The organism is Streptomyces sp. ADI95-17, assembly GCF_003846175.1.
GTDB lineage: Bacteria > Actinomycetota > Actinomycetes > Streptomycetales > Streptomycetaceae > Streptomyces > Streptomyces sanglieri.
Window position 1 is genome coordinate 815,242 of the sequence record NZ_ML123047.1, and the last position, 15,770, is coordinate 831,011.

Here is a 15,770-nt window from a genome sequence, read left to right on the forward strand (position 1 = left end):
GGTCCGGCGGTGCTGAGGCCGGCGGGTCCGTCGGTCCCGTCCGGCAGCGCTTAGGCTCGCGGACATGCCGCCGTCCCAGAAACGCGCCCGCCGCTACGACCCGGTCAGGACCCGCACCGCGGTCCTGGCGCAGTTCGCCCATGTCCGGGAAGCCGTCCGCACCCTGACGCCCGAACAGCTCGCGCTGCCGACCCGGCTCGGCGACTGGACCGTACGCGAACTGGCCGCGCACCTGACCATGGCACTCTCCGGCGTCACCCGGAATCTGGAGCTGCCGGAACCCGCCGCGGCCAAGCCCGGCCTCACGCCCGTCCAGTGGCCGTTCGCGACCGCGGACCGGGCGGCCGGCATCGCCGACGACACCAGGAAGCTCGCCCTGGACCGCCCCGACCTGGACGCGCTGTACGAGGAGGTCGCGGCGCGGTTCGAGGAGCTGGTGCCCGGGGCCGGCGACGAGCGGCTGCTGACGGCGCGGGTCGGGGTGATGCGGCTGGCCGACTTCCTCGTCACCCGTACCGTCGAACTCGTCGTGCACACCGACGATCTGAACGAGGCGGCCGGCCTCGACATCCCGTACGACCGCCAGGCGCTCGCCGCCTGCACCCGGCTGCTCGCCGACGCCCTCGCGGAGAAGGCGCCGGGCGGCTCGGTCGAGGTGCGGATCCCGCCGTTCGCCGTCGTCCAGTGCGTATCGGGCCCCAAGCACACCCGGGGTACGCCGCCCAACGTCGTGGAGACCGATCCGCTCACCTGGATCCGGCTCGCCACCGGGCGTACGGAGTGGGCGCGGGAGCTCGACGGGGCGAGGGTCGGCGCCAGCGGGGAGCGGGCCGATCTCGCCGCCCTGCTGCCACTGATGGCGTGAACGGGAACCGGACGCCCGGCCGGACCGTCCCAGGGCCATGCGGAATCGACGGAAGGCCGTAGGGGCTCTCGCCCTCCTCGCCCTCGCCGCCTGCGGCAATGAGACGAACGCCGACGGCGGCAGCGGTTCGGTACGGACCGCTCCGCGCCTCACCGGCGTCCACTGGAACGTCGACTCGGTGACCGCGGGCGGGCACACGACCGTGGCCCCGGACGGCGCCCATGTGGTGATCGGCCCCGAGGGCAGAGCCACGGGGAGCTTCGGCTGCAACCGCTTCAGCGCCGAGACCGGCACGGACGGCGAAACGATCACCGTGCGGCGGGCCACGACCACGCAGATGGGCTGCGAGAAGGACGTGCAGCGGTTCGAGACGGCCCTGTCCCGCGCGTTCAGCGGCGAACTCACCGCCGCCGTCACGGGCAGGAACCTGACCCTGACCACGAGGACCGGCGACACCATCGCGCTGACCTCGGAGCCCCCGGCCCCGCTCACCGGCACCACCTGGACCGTCACCTCCCTGGTGTCCGGCTCCACCACCTCGTCGCTGCCCGCGGGTACGGAGAAGAAGGCACGGCTGACCTTCGGCAAGGACGGCTCCGTACGGGGCACCCTCGGCTGCAACCACTTCCGCGGCGCCGCGACGGTCACCGGCTCCACCATCACGTTCGACCGGATCGACGGCACCAGGATGATGTGCCCGGACCCCCGGATGAAGCTGGAACGCGCCCTGCTGGCGGTCCTGGACGGGAGGACGGCGTACCGGATCGACCACCGCGCGCTGTCCCTCACCGCGGCGAACGGCGAAGGACTCGTCGCGACGGCCCCGGCACCCGGCGCGACGGCCCAGGCACCCGGCAGGTGATCGCGGCCCAGGCACCCGGCGCGACGGCCCGGGCACCCGGCGCGACGGCCCAGGCACCCGGCAGGTGAGACCCAGGACCTGAACAGGGCCGTGAACTCAGGACCCCGCCGGATACGGCGGCGAGCCCGGTTCTGCGGACGAAGGGCGCTGCGGGCCTCCGGATCCTCGGTCTCGGGCCCCGCGGCCCGGCCTCCCGGTGTGAGGCTCGCCACGAAACGCGCGTTCGGTCGGGCTTCGCGCCGGGCCCTCGGACGCCTCACCGAGCGCCACCATCCGGCCCGGCGGACTCCTCGGCCGTAATGGCCGGAACCCGACGGTAACCGGGCGCTGATCCGGGCGCCCGCAGTCCCGTGGCCCGATCCGCACCCCGCCGCACCCGACGGATGATCACTCCCCGTGATCGTTCGAAGTGCACTTCGGGACACCCCCGGGAGCGCTTCCCCGGTGGTCCGGACCGGTATCTCGAATTCGGACCAGTGGTCGATCTCGCCTACACTCGGTGGCGTGCCTCGTGGTGATGGACGACTCAACCACGACCTGCTCCCCGGAGAGAAAGGCCCCCAGGACGCTTGCGGCGTCTTCGGTGTCTGGGCTCCGGGCGAAGAGGTCGCCAAGCTCACCTATTTCGGACTGTATGCCCTGCAGCACCGTGGACAGGAGTCCGCGGGCATCGCAGTGAGCAACGGGTCCCAGATCCTGGTCTTCAAGGACATGGGACTGGTCTCGCAGGTCTTCGACGAAACGTCTCTGGGATCTCTCCAGGGCCATATCGCGGTCGGTCATGCCCGCTACTCCACCACCGGTGCCTCGGTGTGGGAGAACGCGCAGCCGACGTTCCGTGCGACCGCGCACGGCTCGATCGCCCTGGGTCACAACGGCAACCTGGTCAATACGGCCAAGCTCGCCGAGATGGTCGCCGACCTTCCCCGCAAGGACGGCCGCGCCACCCAGGTCGCCGCGACGAACGACACCGATCTGGTGACCGCGCTGCTCGCCGGCCAGACCGATGAGGACGGCAAGCCGCTCACCATCGAGGAGGCCGCCGCCAAGGTGCTTCCCGAGGTGAAGGGCGCCTTCTCCCTGGTCTTCATGGACGAGCACACCCTCTACGCCGCCCGTGACCCGCAGGGCATCCGCCCGCTGGTCCTCGGCCGGCTGGAGCGCGGCTGGGTGGTGGCCTCCGAGTCCGCCGCCCTCGACATCTGCGGCGCCAGCTTCGTGCGCGAGATCGAGCCGGGCGAGCTCGTCGCCATCGACGAGAACGGCCTGCGCACCTCGCGATTCGCGGAAGCGAAGCCCAAGGGCTGCGTCTTCGAGTACGTCTACCTGGCCCGCCCCGACACCGACATCGCCGGGCGCAACGTCTACCTCTCCCGGGTGGAGATGGGCCGCAAGCTGGCCGCCGAGGCCCCCGTCGAGGCCGATCTGGTCATAGCGACGCCGGAATCCGGCACCCCCGCCGCCATCGGTTACGCGGAGGCCAGCGGCATCCCGTTCGGCGCCGGACTGGTGAAGAACGCCTACGTCGGCCGGACCTTCATCCAGCCCTCCCAGACCATTCGGCAGCTGGGCATCCGCCTCAAGCTGAACCCGCTCAAGGAAGTCATCAAGGGCAAGCGCCTGGTGGTCGTCGACGACTCGATCGTCCGCGGCAACACCCAGCGCGCACTGGTCCGGATGCTCCGCGAGGCCGGCGCCGCCGAGATCCACATCCGGATCTCCTCCCCGCCGGTGAAATGGCCCTGCTTCTTCGGCATCGACTTCGCGACCCGCGCCGAGCTGATCGCCAACGGCATGACGGTCGACGAGATCTCCACGTCGATGGGTGCCGACTCGCTCGCGTACATCTCGCTCGACGCGATGGTCGAGGCGACGACGATCGCCAAGCCGAACCTGTGCCGCGCCTGCTTCGACGGTGAGTACCCCATGGAGCTCCCGGACCCGGAGCTGCTCGGCAAGCAGCTGCTGGAGACCGAGCTGGCAGCAGGCCCTGCGGCGACCGCCGCGGCCGACGCACTGCGTCGTCCGTGACGGCCCAGCCGTACACCTCCGGCCACCAGCCCCGTATTTCCACACGAAAGATCCCAGGCAATGTCTGAGACAACAGGTGCTTCCTACGCGGCAGCGGGCGTCGACATCGAGGCCGGCGACCGTGCCGTCGAGCTGATGAAGGAGTGGGTGAAGAAGACGCAGCGCCCCGAGGTCGCGGGCCTCGGCGGCCTCGGCGGCTTCGCCGGACTCTTCGACGCCTCCGCCCTCAAGCGTTACGAGCGTCCGCTGCTCGCCTCCGCCACCGACGGCGTCGGCACCAAGGTCGACCTCGCCCGCAAGATGGGCGTGTACGACACCATCGGCCACGACCTCGTCGGCATGGTCGTCGACGACCTGGTCGTCTGCGGCGCCGAGCCGCTCTTCATGACCGACTACATCTGCGTCGGCAAGGTGCACCCCGAGCGTGTCGCGGCCATCGTGAAGGGCATCGCCGAAGGCTGCGTCCTCGCGGGCTGCGCCCTCGTCGGCGGCGAGACGGCCGAACACCCCGGCCTGCTCGGCCCGGACGACTTCGACGTCGCCGGCGCCGGTACGGGCGTGGTCGAGGCCGACCGGCTGCTGGGCCCGGACCGTATCCGTAAGGGGGACGCCGTGATCGCCATGGCGTCGTCCGGTCTTCACTCCAACGGGTACTCGCTCGTCCGGCACGTGTTCTTCGACCGGGCCGGCTGGTCCCTGGACCGCCAGGTCGAGGAGTTCGGCCGCACGCTCGGCGAGGAGCTCCTGGAGCCCACCAGGATCTACTCGCTGGACTGCCTGGCCCTCACCCGCACCACCGAGGTGCACGGCTTCAGCCACGTCACCGGCGGCGGCCTGGCCAACAACCTGGCCCGGGTCATCCCGGACGGACTGCACGCCACGGTCGACCGCTCCACCTGGACCCCCGGCGCGGTCTTCGACCTGGTCGGCAAGGCCGGACAGGTCGAGCAGCTGGAGCTGGAGAAGACGCTGAACATGGGCGTCGGCATGATCGCGATCGTCCCGGCCGAGTCCGTGGACGCGGCACTGACGACCCTGGCCGACCGCGGGATCGACTCCTGGGTCGCGGGCGAGATCACCGAGCGCGGGGCACACACCTCGGGCGCGGAGCTCGTCGGCGGGTACGCGCGATAGACACCAGGCGGGCACACCGGGACGCCCCGATGGCCGCTATCTGCCCGGCCGCCGGAATGCCAGCACTTCCGGCGGCCGGGGAGGACCCTCGGAAAACCGGATTCCGCACCGGTGGCCGGACCGTACCGGGACAGCACAGAACCCGGTCCGGGAGAGACCCGGACCGGGTTGATGTGTCAGCGCGAGGTCAAGCGCCGCGGCGCTGTGACGACGGACCGGACTTGTCGTCCTCGTCCTCGTCCTCGTCGTCGTTGTACAGATCCGCGTACTGTGCGTACGGGTCATCTTCCTCGTCGTCGTCCTCGAACGGCTCTGCGTTCGGTGGTTGACTCGAAGGCGATGCGCCCAGCTCATTGGCCAGACGCGACAGGTCAGTCCCGCCGCTGCTGTACTTCAGCTGGCGGGCGACCTTTGTCTGCTTGGCCTTTGCCCGGCCGCGCCCCATGGCTCGACCCCCTCGGTGACGGGGCTCGACGGCCCCAGAGTCTTGACACGCGTTCATGTTTCAGGACGGACTCTCGGCTGAGAGACCGTGCCCGTAGGGCTTTAACGGTACCTGCTTCCGCGGCCATACGGTACGCCGCCCGCATCACGCGCCCCGGAAGAAGACCGGCGAGAAGCCCCGTCCTCGCTGGTCAACTGCGATTTTAACCTCTTCTTGGCATGCGACCCGCCGACCGGCGTGAGTCTTGTCTCGCCGGTCGGCGGGTCGGGGCCACAGGTCGGTGCGGACGCGGGGTGACGCGTCCGCCACCGTCAGCGCCGGCGCGCCTCGGCCATCCGCTGCTCGGCGATCCGGTCGGCCGCCGCGGCCGGCGGAATGCCGTCATCCTTCGCACGTGCGAATATGGCCAGCGTGGTGTCGAAGATCTTCGACGCCTTGGCCTTGCACCGGTCGAAGTCGAAGCCTTGCAGTTCGTCGGCGACCTGGATGACCCCGCCGGCGTTCACCACGTAGTCGGGTGCGTACAGGATCGAGCGGTCCGCCAGGTCCTTCTCGACGCCGGGGTGCGCGAGCTGGTTGTTGGCCGCGCCGCACACCACCTTGGCGGTGAGCACCGCGACGCTCTCGTCGTTCAGCGCACCGCCGAGCGCGCACGGGGCGTAGATGTCGAGCCCCTCGGTGCGGATCAGCGCCTCGGTGTCCGCGACGACGGCGACCCCGGGGTGCTTGTCGGTGATCCGGCGTACGGATTCCTCCCGCACATCCGTGATCACGACCTCCGCGCCGTCCGAGAGCAGATGCTCGACGAGGTAGTGGCCGACCTTGCCGACCCCGGCGACCCCCACTTTTCGGCCACGCAGCGTCGGGTCGCCCCAGACGTGCTGCGCCGAGGCCCGCATGCCCTGGAAGACACCGAAAGCGGTGAGGACCGAGGAGTCGCCGGCGCCGCCGTTCTCGGGGGAGCGGCCGGTGGTCCAGCGGGACTCGCGGGCGACGACGTCCATGTCGGCGACATAGGTGCCGACGTCGCAGGCCGTCACGTACCGCCCGCCGAGCGAGGCCACGAACCGGCCGTAGGCCAGCAGCAGTTCCTCCGACTTGATCTGCTCGGGGTCGCCGATGATGACGGCCTTGCCGCCGCCGTGGTCGAGACCGGCCATGGCGTTCTTGTACGACATGCCGCGCGCGAGGTTCAGCGCGTCCGCGACGGCCTCCTCCTCGGAGGCGTACGGATAGAAGCGGGTGCCGCCGAGGGCCGGGCCCAGGGCGGTGGAGTGGATGGCGATGACGGCCTTGAGGCCGCTGGCACGGTCCTGGCAGAGCACGACTTGTTCGTGGCCCCCCTGCTCCGAGTGGAACAGGGTGCGCAGGACGCCGTCGGTCAGATCGGTCACTGTGGTGACTCCCAAGTACGAAGCGGCGAAGACCCTCCTGAAGGTGGGGAGGGCCGTGGACCGGCCGCGCGGCCGGTCCGACAGGGCAAGAGCGTAAGTCCTACCTGGACGTAGATCTGTTCCACTGCCCCGGATCACCCCCCTGCGGAGTACGGGCGTGACACGATCTGCTGCATGTCGGTGGTGTCTTCGGTGCTCGTCCCTTACGCGTCCTACCTCCGGGTGTACGAGCCGCTGGCCGCCTTCCCGGAGCCCGAGCGCGCCCACTGGGCCCGGTACGCCGGGCGGGCCCGGATCCCCACCGCCCAGGACGAACTGAGACGCTCGCTCGCCGACTTGGCGGCCACCCCGCCGGTCGCGGTGCCGGTGCACGAGAGCGCGGACGCGTTCGTCGCCGAGGTCGACGGGGTGGTGTGCGTCTGCCCGTGGCGGACCAGGCTGCGCGGCTGGCTGGCGCTGGAGGAGCTGGCGGAGATGTTCCCCGGGCCGGTGCTCGACGCGGTGCTGCCGCCGGTGGTGCGCGGGCAGGCGGTCGCGGACCACGAGCGGTGGACGGAGCGGAATCCGGACGCCAGACCGTGGATCCGTACCTCGGTGTGGCAGGTGCCGGTGCGGTGGTTCGTGCTCTTCTCCGACGAGGAGCGGGAGTACGAGCCGGCGGGCGGGGACGGTGCGGCGCCCGTGCTGCGGTACCGGACGCCGATGGTGCAGGCCCGCCGCCGGCTGGCCCGGGCGCTGAAGACGCTGCGGGACTCGGTGGACGAGGGGCCGCTGACCGAGGGGCTGGTGGACGTGGGGCGCTGGCTGGAGGAGTTCCATCCGCGGGCGCTGGTCGAGCTGGACTACGCGGGCCTGGTGCACGCGCTGCCGGCGAAGGAGCTCGCCGGGGACCGGTCGGCCGCCGATGTGGCCGAGGGCATCGCGGCGCTGCAGTCCGGTGACACCGAAGGGGCCGGTGAGGCGTACGGCCGGCTGGCGGAGCGGTGGCGGGCCGTGAGAGATCGTCAGTTCGCGAACTGACCGGGCGGTTTCTGCGTCTGTCTCTCCGTGCCCTCTGTGACGTGTGAGAACAAAGAGGCGGAACGGTACTACTGAGGTCCTAGGACCTACGTCCCGAACCGGGCCTTTGCCTCAAGCGTGATGGATAGCACTAACTGGGCTCTTGCGCCCTTCCCTACTCCTCATGCCAAAATAGGACAAGGAGCCCGGGGAGGACTCCGTCCGTCCAACTAAGGGCGGAATGCTCAGCATTGCACGCTATGGGGGGTCTGAGGGCCCCTGATCACTCTGTGACTGATCGTCACGGCGGAGTGACTGTCCGCTATGGCATGGTCCATCGGCTTCCGTCGCTGATGAACACCTGGGAGGGCAATTCCATCGGTTTGGCCGACGTGGCTGGACGGATGGTGTAGTTGTAGTGCCGAGGACAAGCCGTTCGTCCTATAACCGACTCGGCCCGCGTCCGCCATTTCGGGCAACGCGGGTCAAGGTGCAGAATTTAGAGGAAAGAACCGAGATGGTTCGGTTCTCCCGAGGAGGCCGCTCATGACCGCTCGCACCCCTGATGCCGAGCCGCTGCTGACCCCGGCTGAGGTTGCCACGATGTTCCGCGTGGACCCGAAGACGGTTACCCGCTGGGCCAAGGCAGGCAAGCTCACGTCCATCCGCACGCTCGGTGGACATCGCCGGTACCGCGAGGCAGAGGTCCGCGCACTGCTTGCGGGTATTCCGCAGCAGCGCAGCGAGGCCTGACACACCCCCTGTCGCCGCGCAACAACCGGGCTTCCGGGCCCCCCAGCCCGTACAGGCCCACCCATAGCTCCAAATGACGGGCGCCCGCCCCAACGGGCGCCATACCTGTGCAATACGGGTGCGTCGTTCGATCGCGCTGGACTCCGCCGGGTCCAGCGCGATCTTTTTTGTGCCCGCGGACCCGCGCCCCGGGGCCGGGTCCGCGGGCGTCTCTCGGGGGCGCCGGAAACCGGGCGTCCGGTCGGGTCCGGCCGGGGGCCGTGCGGGCTTGAGCGGGTCTGTGCGGGACTGTTCCGGACCGCCCGGGCGGTCCGGGGAGGCGTGGTTCACATCGTCCCCCGGAACTCCCGTCCGAGTGGTGCAATTGCACATATTAAATTCGCCAGTTGTAGGAAGGGAGTAAAGTCACCCCTTCTCAAAACTCTTTCGGTGACTCCCGTCACACTGCGCGAGTCTTGCCAAGTACGAGCCTGCCACCGCCGGGAAGCGGAAAGTCCCGCCATTGGTCACTCGCCCGGGGGACTTTCGTCCTCGACCTCGGGAGCGTCCTCCTGGCGCTCCGTACGCAGGGCCGGCGGTTCGGGGGCGGAATCGGTCCGGCGGGCCGTCACGGGCTCCATGACGAGCCGCAGGAGCCGATGGCAGACCGCGCAGTGGCGGGTGAGATGGCGGCGGCCGGAAGCGGCCGCCAGATGGGCGCGCAGGAGCGCGCGGGTCTCGTGCGTGGCGGACGTCGTCATACACGCCACCTCCCGGTGGACCGCCGCCCCGCGCCGGGAAATCAGGGGCGGCCTCTGCTGACTGAGTACTCGTCGGCGGCCACCGGAGTCAAGACGCGCGAAAGCCCGGATCCAGAAGGATCCGGGCTTTCGTTACTGCGGTCCTGACGGGATTTGAACCCGCGGCCTCCACCTTGACAGGGTGGCGAGCACTCCAAACTGCTCCACAGGACCAGGTTTTCGCTGCCTTCCTTGCGGCTGGCTGCGAAGACAGACTGTACAGCAGGTCAGAGGGTGCGGTCGAACTCACCGAAGGTGGCGGCTCCGTCACGGCTCCGGAAGCCGCCCGTCCGGTGTCGTCTCACGGCACCGCCGCGTCGATCGCCTTCACGATCCGCTTGTCGGAGACGGGGTAGGCCGTCCCCAGGGCGTGGGCGAAGTAGCTGACCCGGAGCTCCTCGATCATCCAGCGGATGTCCAGGACCTCCTGCGGTACGGGCCTGCCCTGCGGCAGCTGTTCGAGCAGCCAGGCGTACTCGTCCTGCATCTCGTGGACCTTCTCCATGCGCGTGGTGTCGCGCTGGACGGCCGTCGGCATCTGCTGGAGCCGGCGGTCCACGGCGACCAGATAGCGCATCAGGTCGGGCAGCCTGCGCAGCCCGGTCCTCGTGACGAAGTCCGGCGGCATCAGCGCCGCGAGCTGGTCCCGGGCGTCGGTGACGTTGTTGACCAGGACCAGGCTGTTGGTGGCCTTCAGCCGCCGCTCGCAGGCCTGCCAGGCGGCCAGCACCTGCTGGACCTGCTTGACCGTGTGCTCGGTCAGCGCGACGAGGTCGGCGCGCACCTTGTCGTACAGCTTCCGGAACGACTCCTCGTCCCAGGCCGGGCCGCCGTGCGCGACGATCAGCCGGTCGGCGGCCGCCGTCGCGCAGTCCTCGAAGAGGGCCTGGATGGAGCCGTGCGGGTTGCGGGACAGGGCCAGCTTCTGCTGGTTCGTCAGCTTGTCGGAGGCGAACTTCGCCGGGTTCACCGGCACGTTCAGCATGATCAGCTTCCGGGTGCCGAGCCACATCGCCCGCTGCTGCTCGGCCTCGGTGTCGAAGAGCCGTACGGCGACGGTCTCGCCCTGGTCCACCAGCGCCGGGTACGCCTTGACCGGCTGGCCGGCCCGCCGCGTCTCGAAGACGCGGTTCAGCGTGCCGATCGTCCAGTCCGTGAGGCCCGAACGCTCGATGGACTCGCCCGAGGGGCCCGCGGTGGCCGCCGCGGCCTTGGAGAGGGCCTGGCGGGCCTTCGGGCGCAGCTGGAGCTTCAGCGCCTCCAGATCCTTGTCCTCGGCCACCTTGCGGCGCCGCTCGTCGACGATCCGGAAAGTGATCTTCAGGTGGTCCGGGACGCGGCTCAGGTCGAAGTCGTCGGCCGTGACCGGGACGCCGACCATCCCCTGGAGCTCCCGGGCCAGCGTGAGGGGCAACGGCTCCTGGAGGGGGACCGCCCGGTCGAGGAACTTGTCCGCGTAGTTCGGCGCGGGGACGTAGTGCCGGCGGATCGGCTTGGGCAGCGAGCGGATCAGCTCGGTGACCACTTCCTCCCGCAGGCCGGGGATCTGCCAGTCGAAGCCCTCGGCGGTGACCTGGTTGAGCACCTGGAGCGGGATGTGGACGGTCACACCGTCGGCGTCCGCGCCGGGCTCGAACTGGTACGTGACCTTGAACTTGAGCTTCCCCTGGCGCCAGGAGTCCGGGTAGTCGTCCTTGGTGACGGCCCCGGCCTTCTCGTTGATGAGCATCGAACGCTCGAAGTCCAGCGCGTCCGGCTCGTCCCGGCGCTTGTGCTTCCACCAGGAGTCGAAGTGCGCCCCGGAGACCACGTGGTCGGGGATCCGCCGGTCGTAGAAGTCGAAGAGCGTCTCGTCGTCCACGAGGATGTCGCGGCGCCGGGCGCGGTGCTCCAGCTCCTCGACCTCGCCGAGGAGCTTGCGGTTGTCGTGGAAGAACTGGTGGTGGGTCCGCCAGTCGCCCTCGACCAGGGCGTTGCGGATGAAGAGATCACGGGAGGTCTCGGCGTCGATACGGCCGAAATTGATCTTGCGCTGGGCGACGATCGGCACCCCGTAGAGCGTGACCCGCTCGTACGCCATCACCGCCGCCTGGTCCTTCTCCCAGTGCGGCTCGCTGTAGGTGCGCTTCAGCAGGTGCTGGGCCAGCGGCTCGATCCACTCCGGCTCGACCTTGGCGTTGACCCGCGCCCACAGCCGGGACGTCTCGACCAGCTCGGCCGACATCACGAACCGCGGCTGCTTCTTGAAGAGCGCCGAACCGGGGAAGATCGCGAACTTGGCGCTGCGGGCGCCCAGGTACTCGTTCTTCTCGGTGTCCTTCAGCCCGATGTGCGAGAGCAGGCCGGCCAGCAGCGAGGTGTGCACCGACTGCTCCGGTGCGTCCTCCTCGTTCAGCTGGATGCCCATCTGCTTCGCGACCGTACGCAGCTGCGCGTAGATGTCCTGCCATTCGCGGATGCGCAGGAAGTTCAGGTACTCCTGCTTGCACATCCGGCGGAAGCTGGACGAGCCGCGCTCCTTCTGCTGCTCGCGGATGTACCGCCACAGATTCAGGAACGCCAGGAAGTCGGAGGTCTCGTCCTTGAAGCGGGCGTGCTGCTGATCGGCCTGGGTCTGCTTCTCCGAGGGCCGCTCGCGCGGGTCCTGGATGGAGAGCGCGGAGGCGATGACCATGACCTCGCGGACACAGCCGTTGCGGTCGGCCTCGATGACCATGCGGGCCAGCCGCGGGTCGACCGGCAGCTGCGCGAGCTTGCGCCCGAGCTGGGTGAGCCGCTTCTTCGGATCCTTCTCCTCCGGATCCAGCGCACCGAGCTCCTGGAGGAGCTGCACACCGTCGCGGATGTTGCGGTGGTCCGGCGGGTCGATGAAGGGGAACTTCTCGATGTCGCCCAGGCCTGCCGCGGTCATCTGGAGGATGACGGAGGCCAGGTTCGTACGGAGGATCTCCGGGTCGGTGAACTCCGGGCGGGTCAGGAAGTCGTCCTCGGAGTACAGCCGGATGCAGATGCCGTCCGACGTACGGCCGCAGCGGCCCTTGCGCTGGTTGGCGCTGGCCTGCGAGATCCGCTCGATCGGCAGCCGCTGGACCTTGGTGCGGTGGCTGTAGCGGGAGATCCGGGCGTTGCCCGGGTCGATCACGTACTTGATGCCGGGGACGGTCAGCGAGGTCTCGGCGACATTGGTCGCGAGCACGATCCGGCGGCCGGTGTGGCGCTGGAAGACCCGGTGCTGTTCGGCGTGCGAGAGCCGGGCGTAGAGAGGGAGCACCTCGGTGTGGCGCAGGTTCCGTTTGTTCAGCGCGTCCGCGGTGTCGCGGATCTCCCGCTCGCCGGAGAGGAAGACCAGGATGTCGCCGGGCCCCTCCGTCTGGAGCTCGTCCACGGCGTCGCAGATCGCGGTGATCTGGTCGCGGTCGGAGTCGTCGCCCTCCTCCTCCAGGAGGGGGCGGTACCGCACCTCGACCGGGTACGTACGACCGCTGACCTCGACGATCGGCGCCTCGCCGAAGTGGCGCGCGAACCGCTCGGGGTCGATCGTCGCCGAGGTGATGACGACCTTCAGGTCCGGGCGCTTGGGCAGCAGCCTGGCCAGATAGCCGAGCAGGAAGTCGATGTTCAGCGACCGCTCGTGGGCCTCGTCGATGATGATCGTGTCGTAGGCGCGCAGCTCGCGGTCCGTCTGGATCTCGGCGAGCAGGATGCCGTCCGTCATCAGCTTCACGAACGTCGCTTCGGGGTTCACCTGGTCGGTGAAGCGGACCTTCCAGCCGACCGCCTCGCCCAGCGGCGTCTTCAGCTCGTCCGCGACGCGCTCGGCGACCGTACGGGCCGCGATCCGGCGCGGCTGGGTGTGCCCGATCATGCCCCGGACCCCGCGCCCCAGCTCCATGCAGATCTTCGGGATCTGCGTGGTCTTGCCGGAGCCGGTCTCCCCGGCGACGATCACGACCTGGTGGTCGCGTATCGCCTCCAGGATCTCGTCCTTCTTCTGACTGACCGGGAGCTGTTCCGGGTACGTCAGAGCAGGCATCCGCCCGGCACGCAGCGAGAGCCGCTCGGCGGCCTGTGCGGCCTCGGCGGCGATCTCGTCGAGCACGGACTGCCTGGCCTCGGGCTTACGGATGCGGCGCGCCCCTTCGAGACGGCGGCCGAGCCGGTGCGCATCGCGGAGCGAGATCTCTCCGAGCCGGTTCTGGAGATCAGCGAAGGAAGTAGACATACGGAGCCCAGGATCTCACCCGGGCCCGACGAACGGCGAACATATTTCGTGCGGTCCGGGTCACCACCCGGGCACCGCGCGGAGGCGCGGGATCACAGCACGTACCATTTCGGGCAGCTGACCACCCGTTGCCCCGTCCGGAAAGGCCGGTCGCCGTGTCCCGTACGCAGTGGTGCTGCCTGATGGCGGTGCTCGCGGTGGTGCTGGGGCTGTTCTGCGGACCGGCGACGGCGGTGCCCGGCGGCGATGCCGCCCCCGCCGCGGCCGTGGCCGGGGCCACGGCCGCCGATGCCCCGGCCGATTCCGTCCAGGTGGCGGCGGACACCGACGGGCACCCGACGCCGGGATGCCGCAAGACCAGGAAGCCCGACGGCGAACCCGCGCTCCCGGGCCGGGCCCGTGCCGCGTACGACCAGGCCCCCGGCCTCGCCGGGTGGGGCCTGCCCGTCGCCACCGGGCCGGGACCGGTCCACCCGCCCGTGCGGCTGAACCTCCGCGCCCCCGCGCCCGCCGCCCCCACCCCCGTAGAACTCTCCGTGCTGAGGGTGTAGCCGGCGCTCCGCCCGGCCACCCCTTCTCTCCCTCATCACCAGCACGGAGTCCCGCATGTCCAAGTCCCCGTCCGCCCGGAAGACCACGCCCGCGCGGAAGTCCTCGTCCAGGAAGCCGGTGCTCTACGGCGCCGGAGTCGTGCTCGCCGCCGCGCTGCTCGGCTACGTCTCCTACCAGGCCACCGCCCCCGACCACTCGGGTCCGTCCTCCTCCTCGGTCGCCGACGTCGCCGCCGACCCGGACGCGGGCGTCTATCCGGAGCTGGCGAAGCTCGCCCGCCGCGACGCCGGCGACAAGCTCGCGCAGGGCCGCGCCGACGCACCCGTGGTCCTCATCGAGTACGCCGACTTCAAGTGCGGCTACTGCGGCAAGTTCGCCCGCGACACCGAGCCCGCCCTGGTCAAGAAGTACGTCGACAACGGCACCCTGCGCATCGAGTGGCGCAACTTCCCGATCTTCGGCGCCGAGTCCGAGGCCGCCGCCCGCGCCGCCTGGGCCGCCGGGCAGCAGAACCGCTTCTGGCAGTTCCACGCCGCCGCGTACGCCGAGGGCGCCAAGGAGAAGGGGTTCGGCAAGGACCGGCTGAAGGCGCTCGCCCGGGAGGCCGGGGTCGCGGACCTCGACCGCTTCGCCCGCGACGCGGACAGCTCCGCCGCCTCGGCCGCCGTGAGCAAGGACCAGGAACAGGGGTACGGGATCGGCGCGACCTCCACCCCGTCGTTCCTGATCAACGGCCGCCCGATCGCGGGGGCCCAGCCCGCGGAGACCTTCACCCGGGCCATCGAGGCGGCGGCCGAGAAGGCCCGCAACACCCAGGACGCCAAGAGCGGCCAGGACGGCAAGAACGCCGAGGGCGCCGCGAAATGACCGCTGACATCGGCTACTTCGCGGCCTTCCTCGGCGGGCTGCTCGCCCTGGTCAGCCCGTGCAGCGCCCTGCTGCTGCCCGCCTTCTTCGCCTACTCCATCGACTCCGCCTCGCGCCTGCTGGCCCGTACCGGCATCTTCTACGCCGGACTGGCCACCACCCTGGTGCCGCTCGGCGCCGCCGGCTCGTTCGCCGGACGCCTCTTCTACCGGCACCGCGACGCACTCGTCCTCGGCGCGGGCTGGCTGATCATCGCGCTCGGCGTCGCGCAGATCGTCGGCCTGGGCTTCGCCTCGCGCCGGATCGCCGCACTCAGCGGCCGGATCCGCCCGACCACCGCCCTTTCGGTCTACGCACTGGGCGCCGTCTACGGACTGGCCGGCTTCTGTGCGGGCCCGATCCTCGGCAGCGTCCTCACCGTGGCGGCGGTCAGCGGCAGCCCGGTCTACGGCGGACTGCTGCTCGCGGTCTACGCCCTGGGCATGGCGGTCCCGCTCTTCCTGCTCGCACTGCTCTGGGAACGCTTCGATCTGGGCCGCCGGGCCTGGCTGCGCGGCCGTGCCTTCCGGCTCGGCCGCTTCGAACTGCACACCACGACCCTGCTCTCCGGGCTCTTCTTCATCGCGCTCGGCGCGCTGTTCCTCGCGTACGACGGGACGACGGCGCTGCCCGGACTGCTGGACGTGGACGATTCGTTCGCCGTCGAGCAGTGGGCCCAGCGCATCGGCGAGCACGTCCCGGACGCCATGGCGCTGGTGGCCGTGGTCGCGGTGGTGCTGCTGGTTCTGGCGGTACGGGCGTGGCGCGGCCGGGAGGGCGCGAACCGGGCTGACCGGAAAGAGGTCTGACACGGCGAAGGCCCCGTCC

13 protein-coding genes and 1 tRNA gene are annotated in these 15,770 nt (G+C 70.3%); 9 read left to right on the forward strand and 5 right to left on the reverse strand.

Features of this window, described 5'->3' with window-relative positions:
- Nucleotides 1-64 precede the first annotated feature (64 nt).
- The 4 genes from EES42_RS22685 to purM all read left to right on the forward strand — a co-directional run bounded on the left by EES42_RS22685 (nucleotide 65) and on the right by purM (nucleotide 4,892).
- The gene (locus EES42_RS22685) at nucleotides 65-865 is read left to right on the forward strand and encodes a maleylpyruvate isomerase family mycothiol-dependent enzyme (protein ID WP_124720046.1); all 801 of its coding nucleotides are present in this window, start codon (nucleotides 65-67) and stop codon (nucleotides 863-865) included.
- 37 nt (nucleotides 866-902) lie between these two features.
- A complete protein-coding gene (locus EES42_RS22690; protein ID WP_124720047.1) occupies nucleotides 903-1,727 on the forward strand; it encodes an META domain-containing protein in 825 nt (274 codons plus the stop codon).
- Nucleotides 1,728-2,231: 504 nt separating this feature from the next.
- Nucleotides 2,232-3,758 (forward strand): amidophosphoribosyltransferase, encoded by a 1,527-nt coding sequence (gene purF / locus EES42_RS22695; protein WP_124720048.1) that lies wholly within the window; start codon nucleotides 2,232-2,234, stop codon nucleotides 3,756-3,758.
- A gap of 60 nt (nucleotides 3,759-3,818) precedes the next feature.
- Complete coding sequence (gene purM / locus EES42_RS22700) at nucleotides 3,819-4,892, forward strand: phosphoribosylformylglycinamidine cyclo-ligase (RefSeq protein ID WP_124720049.1); 1,074 nt, start codon at nucleotides 3,819-3,821, stop codon at nucleotides 4,890-4,892.
- Nucleotides 4,893-5,079: 187 nt separating this feature from the next.
- Here the strand turns inward: purM and EES42_RS22705 are convergent, their stop codons facing one another.
- On the reverse strand, nucleotides 5,080-5,337 hold the full coding sequence (locus tag EES42_RS22705) for a DUF3073 domain-containing protein (RefSeq protein WP_072488579.1): 258 nt from the start codon (nucleotides 5,335-5,337) through the stop codon (nucleotides 5,080-5,082).
- Nucleotides 5,338-5,648: 311 nt separating this feature from the next.
- Entirely contained in the window at nucleotides 5,649-6,731 is a 1,083-nt protein-coding gene (locus EES42_RS22710; protein WP_124720050.1) for a Leu/Phe/Val dehydrogenase, read from the reverse strand.
- 174 nt (nucleotides 6,732-6,905) lie between these two features.
- Between EES42_RS22710 and EES42_RS22715 the strand changes: the two genes are divergently transcribed.
- Complete coding sequence (locus tag EES42_RS22715; protein ID WP_124720051.1) at nucleotides 6,906-7,751, forward strand: hypothetical protein; 846 nt, start codon at nucleotides 6,906-6,908, stop codon at nucleotides 7,749-7,751.
- Between the two features lie 525 nt (nucleotides 7,752-8,276).
- Nucleotides 8,277-8,483, forward strand: a complete 207-nt coding sequence (gene bldC / locus EES42_RS22720; protein ID WP_003949541.1) for a developmental transcriptional regulator BldC — start codon at nucleotides 8,277-8,279, stop codon at nucleotides 8,481-8,483.
- A 506-nt stretch (nucleotides 8,484-8,989) separates the two neighbouring features.
- Here bldC and EES42_RS22725 read toward each other — a convergent pair.
- From EES42_RS22725 to hrpA, 3 genes are all read right to left on the reverse strand, one after another.
- Nucleotides 8,990-9,223 carry a DUF6274 family protein gene (locus tag EES42_RS22725; RefSeq protein WP_124720052.1) on the reverse strand — a complete coding sequence of 78 codons (234 nt, stop codon included), beginning with the start codon at nucleotides 9,221-9,223 and terminating at the stop codon, nucleotides 8,990-8,992.
- Nucleotides 9,224-9,361: 138 nt separating this feature from the next.
- Nucleotides 9,362-9,436 (reverse strand) — tRNA-Asp (locus tag EES42_RS22730).
- Between the two features lie 127 nt (nucleotides 9,437-9,563).
- Nucleotides 9,564-13,484 carry an ATP-dependent RNA helicase HrpA gene (gene hrpA, locus EES42_RS22735; RefSeq protein ID WP_124720053.1) on the reverse strand — a complete coding sequence of 1,307 codons (3,921 nt, stop codon included), beginning with the start codon at nucleotides 13,482-13,484 and terminating at the stop codon, nucleotides 9,564-9,566.
- Between the two features lie 155 nt (nucleotides 13,485-13,639).
- On the opposite strand from hrpA, the gene EES42_RS22740 reads away from it, so the two are divergent.
- Genes EES42_RS22740 through EES42_RS22750 form a run of 3 tightly spaced genes read left to right on the forward strand, consistent with a single transcriptional unit; the run spans nucleotide 13,640 to nucleotide 15,751 of the window.
- Nucleotides 13,640-14,035, forward strand: coding sequence for a hypothetical protein (locus tag EES42_RS22740; RefSeq protein WP_124720054.1), 396 nt, complete (start codon nucleotides 13,640-13,642; stop codon nucleotides 14,033-14,035).
- 55 nt (nucleotides 14,036-14,090) lie between these two features.
- Entirely contained in the window at nucleotides 14,091-14,903 is an 813-nt protein-coding gene (locus EES42_RS22745) for a DsbA family protein (RefSeq protein ID WP_124720055.1), read from the forward strand.
- Nucleotides 14,900-15,751 (forward strand): cytochrome c biogenesis CcdA family protein, encoded by an 852-nt coding sequence (locus tag EES42_RS22750; protein ID WP_124720056.1) that lies wholly within the window; start codon nucleotides 14,900-14,902, stop codon nucleotides 15,749-15,751. Before EES42_RS22745 ends, EES42_RS22750 begins: the two co-directional genes overlap by 4 nt.
- Nucleotides 15,752-15,770 lie beyond the last annotated feature (19 nt).

What these genes read in the sequence shown, in the direction of transcription:
- EES42_RS22685 (WP_124720046.1), top strand. Translation starts at nt 65, where the DNA reads ATGCCGCCGTCCCAGAAACGCGCCCGCCGCTACGACCCGGTCAGGACC.
- bldC (WP_003949541.1), top strand. Translation starts at nt 8,277, where the DNA reads ATGACCGCTCGCACCCCTGATGCCGAGCCGCTGCTGACCCCGGCTGAG.
- EES42_RS22745 (WP_124720055.1), top strand. Translation starts at nt 14,091, where the DNA reads ATGTCCAAGTCCCCGTCCGCCCGGAAGACCACGCCCGCGCGGAAGTCC.
- EES42_RS22690 (WP_124720047.1), top strand. Translation starts at nt 903, where the DNA reads ATGCGGAATCGACGGAAGGCCGTAGGGGCTCTCGCCCTCCTCGCCCTC.
- EES42_RS22750 (WP_124720056.1), top strand. Translation starts at nt 14,900, where the DNA reads ATGACCGCTGACATCGGCTACTTCGCGGCCTTCCTCGGCGGGCTGCTC.
- hrpA (WP_124720053.1), bottom strand. Translation starts at nt 13,484, where the DNA reads ATGTCTACTTCCTTCGCTGATCTCCAGAACCGGCTCGGAGAGATCTCG.
- EES42_RS22725 (WP_124720052.1), bottom strand. Translation starts at nt 9,223, where the DNA reads ATGACGACGTCCGCCACGCACGAGACCCGCGCGCTCCTGCGCGCCCAT.
- EES42_RS22705 (WP_072488579.1), bottom strand. Translation starts at nt 5,337, where the DNA reads ATGGGGCGCGGCCGGGCAAAGGCCAAGCAGACAAAGGTCGCCCGCCAG.
- EES42_RS22715 (WP_124720051.1), top strand. Translation starts at nt 6,906, where the DNA reads ATGTCGGTGGTGTCTTCGGTGCTCGTCCCTTACGCGTCCTACCTCCGG.
- purM (WP_124720049.1), top strand. Translation starts at nt 3,819, where the DNA reads ATGTCTGAGACAACAGGTGCTTCCTACGCGGCAGCGGGCGTCGACATC.